At 40.6% G+C, this 14,766-nt stretch carries 12 protein-coding genes; 6 read left to right on the top strand and 6 right to left on the bottom strand.

Translation table 11 applies throughout. The features are described 5' to 3' along the window. Positions 1-226: 226 nt before the first annotated feature. Positions 227-922: a phage integrase SAM-like domain and Arm DNA-binding domain-containing protein gene (locus D0T87_RS01850; RefSeq protein ID WP_163172244.1), complete on the bottom strand. Its 696-nt coding sequence runs from the start codon at positions 920-922 to the stop codon at positions 227-229. Positions 923-1,842: 920 nt separating this feature from the next. On the opposite strand from D0T87_RS01850, the gene D0T87_RS01845 reads away from it, so the two are divergent. The 3 genes from D0T87_RS01845 (at position 1,843) to D0T87_RS01835 (ending at position 4,302) form a co-directional block, all read left to right on the top strand. Continuing rightward, a complete protein-coding gene (locus D0T87_RS01845; RefSeq protein ID WP_370526806.1) occupies positions 1,843-2,088 on the top strand; it encodes a DUF4122 family protein in 246 nt (81 codons plus the stop codon). Between the two features lie 197 nt (positions 2,089-2,285). Then, on the top strand, positions 2,286-2,750 hold the full coding sequence (locus D0T87_RS01840; RefSeq protein WP_163172240.1) for a cupin domain-containing protein: 465 nt from the start codon (positions 2,286-2,288) through the stop codon (positions 2,748-2,750). A gap of 19 nt (positions 2,751-2,769) precedes the next feature. Beyond that, complete coding sequence (locus D0T87_RS01835) at positions 2,770-4,302, top strand: hypothetical protein (RefSeq protein ID WP_163172238.1); 1,533 nt, start codon at positions 2,770-2,772, stop codon at positions 4,300-4,302. Positions 4,303-4,305: 3 nt separating this feature from the next. On the opposite strand, the gene D0T87_RS01830 is transcribed toward D0T87_RS01835, so the two are convergent. Together D0T87_RS01830 and D0T87_RS01825 are read right to left on the bottom strand one after the other, a co-directional pair. Further along, entirely contained in the window at positions 4,306-5,316 is a 1,011-nt protein-coding gene (locus tag D0T87_RS01830) for a YafY family protein (RefSeq protein ID WP_163172237.1), read from the bottom strand. Beyond that, a complete protein-coding gene (locus tag D0T87_RS01825) occupies positions 5,300-5,698 on the bottom strand; it encodes a hypothetical protein (protein WP_163172235.1) in 399 nt (132 codons plus the stop codon). Before D0T87_RS01825 ends, D0T87_RS01830 begins: the two co-directional genes overlap by 17 nt. Positions 5,699-5,805: 107 nt before the next feature. Between D0T87_RS01825 and D0T87_RS01820 the strand changes: the two genes are divergently transcribed. Together D0T87_RS01820 and D0T87_RS01815 are read left to right on the top strand one after the other, a co-directional pair. Continuing rightward, positions 5,806-7,320, top strand: coding sequence for a TROVE domain-containing protein (locus D0T87_RS01820; RefSeq protein ID WP_163172233.1), 1,515 nt, complete (start codon positions 5,806-5,808; stop codon positions 7,318-7,320). A 520-nt stretch (positions 7,321-7,840) separates the two neighbouring features. Beyond that, on the top strand, positions 7,841-9,151 hold the full coding sequence (locus D0T87_RS01815; protein WP_163172231.1) for an RtcB family protein: 1,311 nt from the start codon (positions 7,841-7,843) through the stop codon (positions 9,149-9,151). 1,016 nt (positions 9,152-10,167) lie between these two features. Here the strand turns inward: D0T87_RS01815 and dprA are convergent. The 3 genes from dprA to D0T87_RS01800 are packed head-to-tail and all read right to left on the bottom strand — an operon-like array spanning position 10,168 to position 12,951. Beyond that, on the bottom strand, positions 10,168-11,283 hold the full coding sequence (gene dprA, locus D0T87_RS01810) for a DNA-processing protein DprA (protein ID WP_163172229.1): 1,116 nt from the start codon (positions 11,281-11,283) through the stop codon (positions 10,168-10,170). Beyond that, positions 11,280-11,687 (bottom strand): thioesterase family protein, encoded by a 408-nt coding sequence (locus tag D0T87_RS01805; RefSeq protein ID WP_163172227.1) that lies wholly within the window; start codon positions 11,685-11,687, stop codon positions 11,280-11,282. The genes dprA and D0T87_RS01805 overlap by 4 nt, the downstream gene beginning before the upstream one ends. A 10-nt stretch (positions 11,688-11,697) precedes the next feature. Then, on the bottom strand, positions 11,698-12,951 hold the full coding sequence (locus D0T87_RS01800; RefSeq protein ID WP_163172300.1) for a peptidase U32 family protein: 1,254 nt from the start codon (positions 12,949-12,951) through the stop codon (positions 11,698-11,700). Positions 12,952-13,176: 225 nt separating this feature from the next. On the opposite strand from D0T87_RS01800, the gene D0T87_RS01795 reads away from it, so the two are divergent. Beyond that, positions 13,177-14,631, top strand: a complete 1,455-nt coding sequence (locus D0T87_RS01795; RefSeq protein WP_163172225.1) for a leucine Rich Repeat — start codon at positions 13,177-13,179, stop codon at positions 14,629-14,631. The last annotated feature ends 135 nt before the right edge of the window (positions 14,632-14,766 follow it).

Genomic DNA, 14,766 nt, shown 5'->3' with positions numbered 1-14,766 from the left:
GGGATGTTGCAAGGCGGCAAAAGTGGATTACAGAAAATGGCTCGTATATGTACTCAGCAATATACATGCTTATGATAAGGACTACACGAAAGATCTGGCTGAGTTATTACCACATAACTGGAATGCAGAAAATCTCTGAAGGTCTACAAAAGAGCTCCGAATGTTTTAGGAGGTTTTGAAAGAAAATCAATAGAAAATACAAAGAAAGACGGGGTTAACCGAATGCTTACGGATCATCACAGGAGAAATTTGCAATTCTCTTAATTTGTTCCAAGTTAATAGCCTTTTTGCGACCTTCTGATGTTTTTATTTCAAATTTGTTTTTACCGAAAGGATATTGTTGTGCTTTTATTAAACCAGCTTCTTTTGCAATATTCATCATAGTTCGTATATTTCTCATGTTTATTCCCACGGTAGCCACGCTTCTTCCATCCAGGAGAATTTCTTCATATTCTTTCAACCATTCTAACGTTATATTTTCTATAGGTATATTATTACCTCTATACCTTCTTATATTAGATAAAGTATTCTCGTAAGATTCTTTAGTCCCAATCTGTCCCGATTTCTTTAGTTCTGCAATCTTCTGTTCGAGAAGTGTATTAATAGATTCTCCACTATAATGTAATAAACTTCGCTTTAGGTTATCGAAAGTGAAGTTGTCCTTGGATTGTAATTCAAAAACATGAGATTTAATGATATTGTAAGAGTTCTCTATTTGATCTCTGATATCAATCAATACTTTTGCTTTTGTATTTTTCAGTTTTTCCCATACCGTTTCCGAGCATTTAATCCCTGTCGGAAAGTATTTTCTTACCCGGGCACGAGTAACTCTAATTCTTACCGGCCATTCATCATTTACTGCCGGACTCCTCTTATCTAAAATTGTTGCGATGGTAATATCGTCCTTTATACTATTAAACATACCATATTATTTTTTAATGATTAAACAATCAAGTACCAATCCCCAGACTATAATTCTAAATCCAAACCTGAACACAGGCATGAACACAGAATGAACACAGATTAGGTACAAGGATAAAAATAAATACAGGACAGTTCCAAACAGGTGGCTAAATATGACACTATAAAGGTCTGATATTACACCAGTTACGAAAATATATAGAAATATATAGAAATACTTATTTTTCGATTGTAATGGACTCATAATCTGGAGGTCCTTGGTTCAAGCCCAAGATGGCCCACCTCAAAGAAAGCTGTAATTGCAAGCAGATCAAGCTGTTATGAAGAAATTCATAGCAGCTTTTTCATTAAAGCCTTATCACTATTCCATCAAAATTGGGGTAGAATCAGTAGAATTATCATCGTTGTTGACCTATTGTTTACCCCAAACTAAGGTTAAGATGTTAACGATTAAAGCAGAAGGGGCCAAGTAGAAAACTAGGTTGAATACTTAAATAATCTCTTTGTTTTAGTCTTAAAAAAGGTCGGTGCCATCCCAGTGAGATGCCCTAGGCAAACCACTGGGATGCCTAGGGCATCCCAACCACATAGTAACGATACAATAATTAGCAACCTACCTTTCAGATTGACCCCTCTTATCCTGTTAGGGTTACTTTTCTGTGCCATATTTTTATTTTATTGGTAAAACCTCATCAAATATAATAAATTTGCAATCATTCTCAAATTGGGTACTTTTCCAAGCACAAAAAATAAGATGCGAATAGATCATGCAAGTTTTCTCCCAAAATATTCAAAGAAGATTTTGGAGAGAACCGGAGGCTTGAACTTGCTTGATCGTTATGAACATCTTTATATTGTGCAGGAAAAGCATCCTAAATAAAAATCCCACAATCTACACCATGGGATTGAGGCTTTAAGGGTATCATAGACAGAGGTTGTTATACACTGACTGTTCAGACGGACAATGAACAGCAGATTATAGATGCTGCTAAGACCATGCATACAATTAAAGAGACAGATCTTTATGAATTCTTTACCCATCAGGTGAGCAATCAGGATAATGTAGAAAATTTGATGAGGGATTGTCTGGATGAGGTGTATAATCCGTTATCAAGAAGGAAGTCAAAACAAACATTGGAGAATTTTGATATTAAGAAATTCATCTGATAAGATTGCGATATATGGATGCTTGGATTTCCGATAGCTTCACGTCTGAGAACATTTTGAAATAGAGGATAGCATATAGAATAAATGATTGTAGGATTCACTATTAAGAAGTTTTTTGCAATCAAAGAAAATTGCAAATTCATGTATATCTTGTATTTTTGTTATTTCATTTAATACCATAAGATAAGGAGGATATTATGAAACAAATTGAAAAAATATCAGAAAACAACAATTATACAGCTATAGATATAGGGAACCTGGACGAATTAGTTAACTATTCTTTCATTCATCCCAAAACAGGGAAAGAGGTCAAAGGGAAAGTTTTTCTTAAAGAGCCAACAAATTCCACAGGAACGGAAATCTCATTTACCACTATACCTCCTAAAGCTGAATTGGGATATTTCCATTTTCACAATAAAGATGAAGAAACTTACATTATACTCAAAGGAGCCGGCTATTATCAAGTAGACGGTGATTGCTTTCCAATAAAAGAAGGTAGTGTTATAAGAGTTGCTCCAAAAGGCATCAGGGGTTTATGCAATACTTCCGAAGACCCCATGGTTTATCTGTGTGTTCAGTCTAAAGCAAATTCACTTGAAGAACACACGACTGATAATGGAGGACGCATAGAAGCAATACCTCAATGGGAAAAGTTTAGATAAAAGATATAAGTCCACAACAATGAAAGATGTCACGATAAAACCGGGTGATATATATTGCAATCAAGAGCCTACCACGCATAAATATTTCGCTTATCAGATTATTGAGATTAAAAAAGGTACGATAGTACATCTGCTGTTAGACTATTTTGCAGAGAAACTACCTGACGAAAGTGATATAAAACTAATGGCTCCCTTGATACGCCGGAGGTGGTTCTGGAACAATTCGATGGACTACTGCCATTCGGATTCCGGGAAATTACCCGAAGAGGCTGTCTATGTCGGGAATATACCGCTACTGGTAACCGGCGAGTGTAATGTCTATGGAGGCTGGCCAACAGGACATGACTTTATAGATGAACTTGAATGGCAAAAGATACCGGAACAGGCCCGGAATAACTTCAAGAACGCACTATCAGATACTACCGAGATTGAGGTGTCAGGCGTTAAGTGTCGTCGTAGCTGGCAACATATAGACGATGAACTACTCTCTGCCATGACGGATTATTCCAAAGATCTGGCTAGACTCCCCGCCGCCTATACATTCGTAGCAACTAAATACTATCCTCAATTAGTTCCATTTCTCGAAACCCGTTGGACGGCTTCAAAGCTCGACTGGACCGGACATGGACAGCAAGAGTTAGATCTTAGCCGTACCCATCTGCGGGAAATCACACTTTGGGACGAAAGCCTGAAACAGATTAAACTTCCCCAATCTTGCCGTACACTCACCCTAAATGGCAAACTGCATTCCAATCTAAAAGTCACCGCACCCGATAATGGACATAAGTTGACACTACACATCAACGTCAAGAAACAAGATAATATAATTCCGAACCTGGGCATACTTCAATTGAATGCATTGGCTTTACATTTTGTTGAAGATACAGACCTGACGCCAGTTCATGCGTATTATCCCCACCTGACCTGGCTGCGTATTATCGGAAAGCCGGGAAATATCACCCATATTGGTTCCCTGGCAAAGTTACCGGAACTAAAAAGTTTGTTGATAGAAGATGTTTTCGGCTTCGTGGGCGAAGAATTTCCCCAACCCGCAGCATGGCCAAAGCTAAAAACATTATGGGTTGAAAGTATTCCTCAGGAAGCAGGCCAACACATCAAGAAACTGTTTAGAGGCAAAATTATCGAACTGGACGTACGAAAACTGAGAAAGCCCGAATGGTTGGCCGAAAATCTTGACAACCCGTTACGTCATTGGGACGGCAGTGAGTTTGTACCACGGGGAAAGGCTAAAAAAGCAGCACAGATTTACCGGGATACCAGACGCTCAGCATTATTGGCAGCACACATATTTACTACAGATAAGGATGTCGATAAACTATCAGCAAAACTGGATGAGATAGCAAAAGAATATGTCATAGCATTCAATAAACTGGATGGACGTACCAACTTTATCGAAACGGAGGAACGTGAGGATATATGTGCTGCTTTCGAAATCATCCTGGAAGCCGTTCAGACAGAAGTAGTAGAAACTGACTATAAGATACCCTCACAACATATTTATGAAGTGATGGATGAACATAGGGACTGGTAAATTTCATCTTTCATACCTCTCTCTTGCCAACTTATATTTCCACTGCATAAAATCGACTAACGATTGTGGGGATAATATTCTGATCGTATCTACAAAGCCAAAGAACTCACGTTGTAGTTCCTGATTGATAACAACTTCCAGCTCAAAAACCATCGAACCATCTTCCCCGGTTTCGATGTGCCTTTGGCTTTTATGAAATGGTTTGGTCTGTACATAAGGCGCATTTTGCTTATCTACCCGGAAGCGGACAACTTCGGGTTTCATACCCACATTCTTGGTTACACCAACCAGATCATCGAAAAAGGTCTGAGGGTCAAATAAATTATTTTCAATATACTTTTCTTTTTCGACTATTTCTATTGTATGTATGCGATCTAATGCCAGATTGACCAGGGAGTTTTTACGCCGTCCGAACACAAACCAGCGGTTACGGTATTCTTTTAACAAATAGGGATAAAAGATAAACGTATTGGCAGAGCGTGCCTTAAATGAACGGTATTTGATATTCAGAACCCGCTTGTTTACGATAGCATGATAAATGATATCAAGAAAGTCTAATCCTTTGAGATTCTCATTTTTCTCGAAATCAATAACAGGAATTGTCTTTTGCCGGGCTGATGTCACATGATCTTCGAGTCTGCTGACAATATCACCCATACCCGAAAAGTAAGAGAATCCTTTGAACTGGCGAAGAACTTCTACCGCTTCCGACATGGTCTTCAAATCTTGTTCAGATAACGGGGTATTTGTGATGCTGTAATCTTCCTCTTCGTATTTATAGTATTTGTTGTCATAAACAACAATGGGTGCATTGTAGCCTAACTTTTCACTGCGCATCATTTGTATATCCATCTGTACGGTACGTCGACTGATGCCCTTGTCTATCCCTTCATATTCATATAAGGCATCAGAGCAGGCATCTATAAGATCTTCGAGAGTCCACTGCCGGTATTTGTTGCGTAGGCAGGTATCTATCGTTTTATAGCGGATTAAGGCGTTACGGTTTACTGGCATGATTGAGTTTATCTTCTATTTTATCTAATTGATATTGTTTCCTAAATTTCTGTATCATCTTCTTATAATCGTCGAATTCAAAATTCAAAGGCTGAAAATCAAAAAACCACTCGATATCATATCTCATTTCTGTATCATACCATTTGCTTCCTTTATCAATTCCTATTTGCTTCCATCGGATAAAAGAACTATAATTTTCTATCTCTGCTACAATTAGTGTACAAGAAAAATCAAAATCATCTGGACACATCAATATTGGACATTTGTTAGGATATAACGTATCCAATTTTTCGTCTAACCAATAATTATCAATACAATAGTTCAAGAAAAACCATTTATCATTATAATCACATTTATCAATTTTAGCTTCTATTGTATTCATCCATCAGTCTTTTTTTCAAAAATACTAAAAATAATTTCAATTACGCAAAAACACTGCGCAACCGTGTTTGAATCTTTGTAATGTCAACCAATTAAAAGAGTGTCGTTATGAAATTCAATTTTACAACAAAAGGAAAAAACAAAGTGATGAACCACGAAGGTGAACAAGCCTATCGTCTATCACCGGAGTGGCAATTGTACACTGCTACCGTTACCTCTTCGTTGAGTGACAAGTATTACGAAAGTGCAGAATCAAGAGTTGAAACATTGCGTAAACTGATCGTTAAGTGTGATCCGCTATTTGTAGCACAGTTGGCCGTATATGCCCGCCAAAAGATGAATATGCGCTCCGTACCATTAGTATTGGCTGTAGAACTGGCGAAGGTACACCAGGGAGATTCAACTGTATGCAAAATGGTGTCGGGTATCGTACAGCGTGCCGATGAAATAATGGAGTTGCTGGCATATTACCAGTTGGCGAATGGACGTAGAGATACTAAGAAACTGAACCGTTTGTCAAAGCAGCTTCAGGCAGGTTTGCAAAATGCATTCAATCGTTTCGACGAATACCAATTTGCTAAATACAACCGCGAGGCGGAAGTAAAACTGCGCGATGCATTGTTCCTTGTTCACCCGAAAGCGAAAGATGAAACACAACAGGCTTTGTTCAACAAGATAGTAAACAACGAATTGGAAACTCCATATACATGGGAAACTGAACTTTCAGCACTGGGACAAACAAAGTTTGCTTCCGATAAAGAAAAAGAAGTTGCATTCCGCATGAAATGGGAAGAATTGATAGACAGCCGTAAAATCGGTTATATGGCATTAATGCGTAACTTGCGCAATATATTGGAAGCTGGAGTATCCCAGCAGCATATAGCAAGAGTATGTGAGACATTATCAAATACTGAAGCTGTACGCCATTCGAAACAATTGCCATTCCGATTTCTCGCCGCTTATCGTGAAATGTCGAAAGTGAAATCGGCGTATGCAAGCAGTATAATGGACGCGCTGGAACAGGCTGTTGTCATATCTGCTGAAAACATAGCCGGATTTAACGAAGACACCAATGTATTAATAGCTTGTGACGTATCGGGTTCCATGCAAAGTCCGGTGTCACCTAAAAGCAAAATACTGTCTTACGATATCGGTTTGATGCTGGCCATGTTGTTGAAATCACGCTGCAAGAATGCTATGACAGGTATGTTCGGTGACAAATGGAAAGTGATAAACGTTCCAACCAAAGGTATATTGTCCAATGTAGAAGCTTTCTACCAACGTGAAGGTGAAGTGGGTTACGCAACCAATGGTTACCTGGTAATAGAAGATCTCTTGAAAAGCAATACTCATGTGGACAAGGTGATGATGTTTACCGACTGCCAATTGTGGAACAACCGAAACAATAACAAGATAGCCAATTTGTGGAACGATTATAAAAAAATATCGCCAGGGAGTAAGCTATATTTGTTCGACTTGGCCGGACACGGAACTACACCGTTGGATATTACCCGTGAAGACGTGTACCTGATAGCGGGATGGTCGGATAAAGTATTCGATATCATAGCGGCCATAGACCGTGGCGGCGATGCATTGGATGAGATACGGAAAATAGAATTGTAACAGATAGAAACTTTGCGGATGTCGTAGTATAGGGATACTTCGAACTGTAAATTCCAAAAGACCTTGTGCGCATGTCACTTCGCAAAGTTTCTTTATCCTATTGAAAACTAAAATAAAACAAGTGCCGTAGAAGAGAGTTACTTCGCACTCTTACTGCCCAGGTCGCGGGTTCGATTCCTGCCATTCCTTCAAGGAATGTAGCTCAGTTGGTAGAGCAGGAATATAGTCTCTTTTCGCTTGTCGCCTTGTTTTTTTAATAAGAAATAAAACAGAATGTCGTAGAGAAAAGATACTTCGCAGCTCTTTAGGGGAGGAATAGTGAGGTCGTAAAATCGACGAGACTATCCGGTTCGACTCCGGCAATGCTATGCCCCGCTTCTTTTCTCGCTTGTTACTTCTGTTTTTCATATAGACGAATGCCGTAGGAGAGAGTTACTTCGTTCAAGTGGCCACCGCAGGTTCGAATCCTGCACGAGCTTTCTCCGCTTGTAGCTTCGTTTTTCAAATAAAAGAAAATATTATGATAGAATTAAAAGGAAAATACAATCAGGACTGCAAGATCTTCATTGATGATGTTGAAGCAGAGGCTATTGAGTTGGTTCGGAATATCCTGAATAATGAAATATCCGAAGGGGTAAAGGTCCGTATTATGCCTGATACACATGTGGGTAAAGGAATCGTTATAGGTTTTACCATGCCGATGACGAAAATGGTGAATCCTAATTATATAGGTGTGGACATTGGTTGCTCAGTCACGGCTCATAAATTAAACAAACGCATTGAGGCAGGCCGCTTGCCAATACTTGACCATGCCATCAGACGTTCTATTCCTATGGGAATGAATATCAAGAAAGCGAAAACATTTAATGATTGGTGGGTAGAATCGTACTTCGAATCGGTAAATACAAATCTTGCAACATTCCAAAAGGAATGGGCAAAACGTTTTGTCGAAGAGAAAACCTCCATAATAATAAATAAGGAATATATCACCGCGTTGTGTAAGAAGATTGGTATCAATGAAGATACATTCTATTATTCCGTTGGGACTTTAGGTGGTGGAAACCATTTCATTGAAGTGGGGGAATCAGCTGCCGATGGCTCACATTATCTGACTATCCATTCCGGATCACGTAATTTCGGGTTGAAGGTTTGCAATTACCATGCCAAAAAAATGCTTGCACAAAGAGGATTGACTCAGGAATATTTTGATGAATTCAAGCAAATAACCAGGAATACCCAGCCAACGAGCGATATTCCGGGGAAACTGGAAGAGCTGGCAAAAAAATATAAAGTCGACAAGAAGGAGTATATGCTCGAAGGTGATGATATGTACAATTACCTTGTGGATATGGTCATAGCACAAACCTATGCCCGGTTCAATCACAAGGTGATGTCGCAAGCTATCTTTAAGGACTTGGGAGAAGAATATCATGCTGTAGATTCTGTATATTCCATGCATAACTTTATAGACACTACCGACTGGATTATCCGAAAAGGTGCAATCCGTTCTTATAAAGGTGAGAAAATGGTAATACCATTCAATATGCGCGATGGAATACTTATCTGTGAGGGGAAAAGTAATGAAGACTGGAACTGTTCAGCCCCACATGGTGCCGGACGTGTTTTAGCCAGAAATAAAGCTTTGAAAACGCTGGATATGGAAGAGTTCTCGAAAGAAATGGAAGGAATCTATTCCACCTCAGTCTGTAAATCGACTCTTGACGAGTCACCGATGGCCTATAAAGACAAAAATGTGATTATGGAAGCAATAAAGGATACGGCAACCATAATAGATTTTATCAAACCGATAATGAATATCAAGGCAAAATAATTATATTTGAGGTATTCCCAATAAATAATTCACCAAAGGTTTATATTGAAAATCGGATCAAAACTTAAATTCTGATTCGAATCTTTCCTTTCAAGACTCTTATCTACATCCTTCCATTATGTTGGAAAAGAAATGCAGAGAGAATAAATTAAAAATAAATCCTAATCAATTAGAAGATTTTATAATATGATTATGAAGAATAAGAACGGCTTTTTTCTTGGAGCAAAGATGCACTGTCTCAGTGGTGTTTATCCACTGCCTGAGCCGAGCTGATGCACTGGATGAATCTGACTGGCACACTGGATGAATCTAGCTGATGTATCGGGTAAATCAGATTGATCTACTACATGCATTACATTACCCTATCGGTTGAAGGAGATTTTGCCTATGGTTGAAGAAGACTTAGTCTATAGCTGGGGGACATTGAAGTACTGCCTGAATCTCAGCAAAACAGTGCTTTATTCGCTGACAACCTACTTTTTGCTTGATCCCTAGAAAGGAATAGAACCCTCTATAAAGTATTAACGTCCTGATAAATTTTTTCATACTTTATCTCCCCATACTGTTTGAGGGATAAAACTGTATGGGGAGATTGGAAAACCTGAGAAATCAGCGGGGCATATCTTAATGGGGACAATAGTGTTAGCATAAAACGGATTGGAAATTAACGTGAGTTCTATATAAGAGATAAAGTAAAAAGATGTATCTGTAAGGCTGAAAGCCTGTTAGATTTAGCCTGGGGTCAGGGAGCGGAGCGACCGCAGCCCCAGGTTAAAAAGGTCCATAACGAGGAGTGCTGAAAGCACGATATATAAAGATATTTGTCTTGTATACCGCTCTTACAGAGCTCTTTGCCCGCGGTGGCTCACCGCCCTAGGGCTGCGTTCGCTCCGCTCCCTGACCCTAGGCTAAATCTAACAGGCTTTCAGCCTTACAGATAGATTAGATGGATGATTTTTATATTGAATTCACGTTAATTAGAAATACTCATAACCAATCAAAAAAGCACAAACCCTTTAAACAAGCTGATATAGATTCCCGGCCTGCACACGTATAATCCCTTTCATCTCAAGCTCAAAGAGCAATGCATTCATCCGGTGTACAGGGATATCGGTAGTTATAACTAAATTATTAATGTGTATAGGCTCACTGTTTGCGAGTAAACTGACTATTTTGCTTTCCTCTTCCGACAAGTCGGGGAAAAGAAGCCGTTGCACATTCTCTGTTTTAGGATTCTGTTTACTTGCATCCCAGCACATCATTTTCACAAAGTCTTCTGCTGATTGGATAAGCGCTGCTTTATTGTCTTGTATAAGTTGGTTGCAACCTTGCGATTGAGTATCCATGTATCTTCCCGGAAAGGCAAAGCAATCGCGGTGATAGCCCTGCGCCAGATCAGCAGTAATCAACGAGCCACCTTTTGAAGCCGATTCCACAACAATAGTCGCATCACTCATACCGGCAACAATGCGGTTGCGACTAACGAAGTTATAACGATCGGGGGTGGTTTCGGTGATGAATTCGGTCAGCAATCCGCCTTTGTCCAGCATCTCCACAGCTGTTTTTCGGTGTGTGGCAGGGTAAATGCGATCTAATCCGTGAGCCAATACGCCTACAGTTCCGAAGTCGTACTGTAATGCGGCACGGTGGGCGTGGATGTCAATGCCATACGCCAGCCCGCTTACCACAAGGACGTCGGGACACAGTTCTTTTAAGTCTTGCAGGAACCGCAAGCAGATTTGCTTGCCATAATCAGTTGCATTGCGAGTGCCCACCATATTAATGATACGGGTAGCGTTCAGGTTGGTGTTTCCTTTGAAATAGAGAACAATCGGTGCGTCATCGCACTCACGCAGGCGCGAAGGGTAAGCTTCGTCGTTTATCGTGAGGCACTGGATTCGGTTTTTCTGTATAAACTCGTATTCTCTTTCTGCACGGGCTATGGCTTGCGGACAATTCAGTGCATCTACTACGCGCTGGGTGGCTCCGGGTAATACACTGGGTATTTCCTGCCGTCTCTGAAAGACATCGACAGCACTTCCCATGGCATTCATCAGGTTCCTGCCCCAGACTACACCGATGCCCGGAACTTGCGTCAGGGCAATGGCGTAGATTTGTTCTACGTCGCTCATTCTGTAATGTATGGAGCGAAAGCTTTATCGAATAACTCGCTGGTAGTTAACCGTCCGCCTACTACGCAGACCGTGTCTACGGTGGCCTTAACGGAGAGCTTATTGTCGCTTTTACGGAATATATCCTGATAAAAGGTATAACGAATTCCCTCCTTCTTTATGTAGAGCTTGGACACAAATTCGTCTCCGCTTGTTAATGATACCTTGAAGGCCATATTTATCCGGGCAACCACAGGGTCTACGCCTTGCGCATGGAGTTCGGCAAAGCTCACTCCGATGGAGGAAAGGAATTCGTGGCGGGTATGTTCCAGATAATGTTGATAATTGGCATTGTTGACGATGCCTTGCAGGTCGCATTCGTAGTCGCGTACTTTTAATGTGAGTTCGTAGATGTATTTGCTCATATGGATGTCGTTATTTCTTTTTGAGTTCGTCGGCTTGTACCAGTTTATATAGTTTATCGCTTGGGCGTATTTTATCCAGCTTCATGGAGAAGCGTTCGCCTTTGTGTACGGTTTGCACGGGTTTCAGGTCTACACGGGCTTCATCAAGAGTGGCGAATACGGCGCCTGTGGTTGGACCTGTTATCAGCAGTTTTTCTCCCACGGAGAGTTCGGCGGCTTCTACCAGGAATTCGGCTACGCCGATGTTATTGAAGTATTTGATGCCTTTACCTACATATACTTTCCGTTCGGTGGCTTCCGAGCCATAGTTGCTGCTCCATTCGCCCAGGCGTTGTCCCAGATAATAACCGTTCCAGAATCCACGGTTAAATACGGTCTTCAGTCGTTCGTCCCAGACAGCGATCTTTTCCTCGGTAAATGTGCCATCAACACAAGCCCCGATGGCCTGTTTGTAACATTCTACCACGGTGCGTACATATTCCGGTCCACGGGCACGACCTTCTATCTTGAATACCCTAACTCCGGCGTCGATCATCTTGTTCATAAAATGAATCGTTTTCAGGTCTTTGGGCGACATGATATACTGATTGTCTACCTCCAGTTCGATATCCGTTTCTTTATCGCGTACCGTATATGCACGACGGCACACCTGCATGCATGCTCCCCTGTTCGCAGAGTTATCCATCTCGTGCAAAGACAAATAGCATTTGCCGGATACTGCCATACAAAGCGCTCCGTGACAGAACATCTCTATACGGATAAGTTCTCCGCCGGGACCACAGATGTTTTCTTCTTTAATCTGACGATAAATCTCTCCTACCTGGTCCAGGTTCAGTTCACGGGCAAGTACAACCACATCGGCAAACTGGGCATAGAATTTCAATGCCTCTACATTAGATATATTAAGCTGGGTGGAGAGGTGTACTTCCTGACCAATCTGCCGGGCATAGCTCATCACCGCTACATCTGCTGCGATAATGGCCGATATACCGGCTTCTTTGGCTGCCGATATGATGGTGCGCATCAACGCCAGGTCGTTATCGTAAATGATCGTGTTTACGGTGAGATAGCTTTTTATTCCGTGTTCATCGCATATTTGTGCGATTTCGCGCAAGTCGTCCACCGTGAAACTATTAGATGAACGTGCGCGCATATTCAAGTTCTCTATACCGAAGTAAATGGAGTCGGCTCCTCCCTGTATAGCGGCTGCAAGTGATTCGCGCGAGCCTACGGGAGCCATTATTTCAAAATCTTGTATCATCATCTTCAATAAACAAACGAAAGATGCCATATTCTGTTATTTTTGTGAATCGGTATCTCTCAAAAACGGTGGCAAGTTATAGAAAAAAGAGATATGATAGGATAAAAACACCCTTTTTTAATAAAAATATGCGCATTAATCTGATTGTTATAGCCTCTATTAACCCCTTTATTTACCTCAGGGGTCTATATTCGCTTTAAACAATTATTAATTTTAAACGCTGATAGTATGAATAAACGAATGCTTTACGGGCTGTTGGGACTTATATTAGTTTTCACTGCCACCTCATGTTCCACAAATGATGTAGATTGGCCTGAAGGTAGTGATCCCGATCCGGATGAACTGTATGAAATAACAGATATAGCCTTTGCCGATTATCTTATATATAATAGTGAATTGGCTGCTACCGAAACAAATGCTCTTCCTGCGGGAACGGCACTAAAGAAAGACGGCAAATATTATATTGATAAGAAGATAGCGGCAACGGCTACTTATGTGTATTTGGTAAAAAATGCTACACAGATCACCAAACTCGAAGGTGCCGGTGTGGCAACAGCAGCACAGAAGATCGTAAACCTCGATGGTATCCAGCACTTTACCGGAGCGTTGGAACTAAAACTGACTTCCAATGCCATTGTGGGCAAACTTGATCTTAGCGCACTTACCTCTCTTGAAAACCTGGAGATGAATTCCAATTATGCTAATGAACTGATTGTGCCTGCATCTATGAAAAGATTGCGTTACGGAGCAAGTACACTTGAAGATGCACCGGACAACCGTTGGCTGACTGCTATTGATCTGACTAATTGTTCTGCCCTTGAGCACATCTACCTGAAAGACCATAAGATTACCACCGAAGGTCTTAAACTCCCGGCTTCTTATGCTAACCTGAAAGAAATTGATTTACTGAATAATCCCGATGCTCCTTTCGAAATCCCAGTCGATCTTTATGCTCAACTGACGATGAAAAACGGTGTAACAGATAATGCAGATCCAAGTTACACAGGTCCGAAGCCACAAGCAGATTACTTTCAGGTTCCCGACCTTGCTTTTGCCGAATATCTGGTTTACCTGACAGAAGTTGCAACCGACGACACCAAACTTCCCGAAGGTGCCGCTTTCAAATACACTGATAACAAAATCTATATTAATAAAGCTATTGCAGCAACTGCCACGACTTTAAATATTAGTAAAGCGGCAGCCTTCATTACCAAACTAACGAATGCAAATGTGCCAACTGCCGATGCTAAGATTGCTAATGCCGACGGATTGCAGTTCTTTACAAGCATCACCTCGCTTACTGCTACATCCAATGAATTCACAGAACCTTTGAAGTTGACTACCTTGACCGAACTTACTTCTTTGGTGGTACGTACAGCCGGTCTTTCTGCTCTTGATGTCACTGCTAATACCAAACTGACCGATCTGGATATTCAAGGTTCAACCAAAGCAAGTCTCGGGAGATTGAAAGCTGCCAACCTTACCAATAATACAAGGCTGGTAAATGTAAATCTGAGCGCCAATGAAATTGTTCCGGCAGATTTTAAACTTCCAACTACATATGCCGATATGAAAGTTCTTAATATGAAGAACAATAAAGTAGATGGCAACACAGTTACCTATACCGTACCTGCTGCTTTGTTTAATCAGTTAACGACTAAAGACGGCCTGGTTAGTGAATAAGTTTTGAGTTATGAGTTTTGAGTTTTAAGTTTCCATGCGGATGAACTTAAAGACTCAAAAAAATAAAAACTCAAAGTCTCAAAACCTCAAAACTTAACACTTATCCGCATGGAAACTTATAACTTATAATTCAAA

The organism is Bacteroides sp. 51 (assembly GCF_010500965.1).
Taxonomy (GTDB): domain Bacteria; phylum Bacteroidota; class Bacteroidia; order Bacteroidales; family Bacteroidaceae; genus Bacteroides.
This window is presented reverse-complemented; position numbering and strand designations above follow the sequence as displayed.

Excerpts from the sequence above, each read along its gene's own strand:
- D0T87_RS01850 (WP_163172244.1), bottom strand. The coding sequence starts at position 922 with ATGTTTAATAGTATAAAGGACGATATTACCATCGCAACAATTTTAGAT.
- D0T87_RS01840 (WP_163172240.1), top strand. The coding sequence starts at position 2,286 with ATGAAACAAATTGAAAAAATATCAGAAAACAACAATTATACAGCTATA.
- D0T87_RS01835 (WP_163172238.1), top strand. The coding sequence starts at position 2,770 with ATGAAAGATGTCACGATAAAACCGGGTGATATATATTGCAATCAAGAG.
- D0T87_RS01830 (WP_163172237.1), bottom strand. The coding sequence starts at position 5,316 with ATGCCAGTAAACCGTAACGCCTTAATCCGCTATAAAACGATAGATACC.
- D0T87_RS01825 (WP_163172235.1), bottom strand. The coding sequence starts at position 5,698 with ATGAATACAATAGAAGCTAAAATTGATAAATGTGATTATAATGATAAA.
- D0T87_RS01820 (WP_163172233.1), top strand. The coding sequence starts at position 5,806 with ATGAAATTCAATTTTACAACAAAAGGAAAAAACAAAGTGATGAACCAC.
- D0T87_RS01815 (WP_163172231.1), top strand. The coding sequence starts at position 7,841 with ATGATAGAATTAAAAGGAAAATACAATCAGGACTGCAAGATCTTCATT.
- dprA (WP_163172229.1), bottom strand. The coding sequence starts at position 11,283 with ATGAGCGACGTAGAACAAATCTACGCCATTGCCCTGACGCAAGTTCCG.
- D0T87_RS01805 (WP_163172227.1), bottom strand. The coding sequence starts at position 11,687 with ATGAGCAAATACATCTACGAACTCACATTAAAAGTACGCGACTACGAA.
- D0T87_RS01800 (WP_163172300.1), bottom strand. The coding sequence starts at position 12,951 with ATGATGATACAAGATTTTGAAATAATGGCTCCCGTAGGCTCGCGCGAA.
- D0T87_RS01795 (WP_163172225.1), top strand. The coding sequence starts at position 13,177 with ATGAATAAACGAATGCTTTACGGGCTGTTGGGACTTATATTAGTTTTC.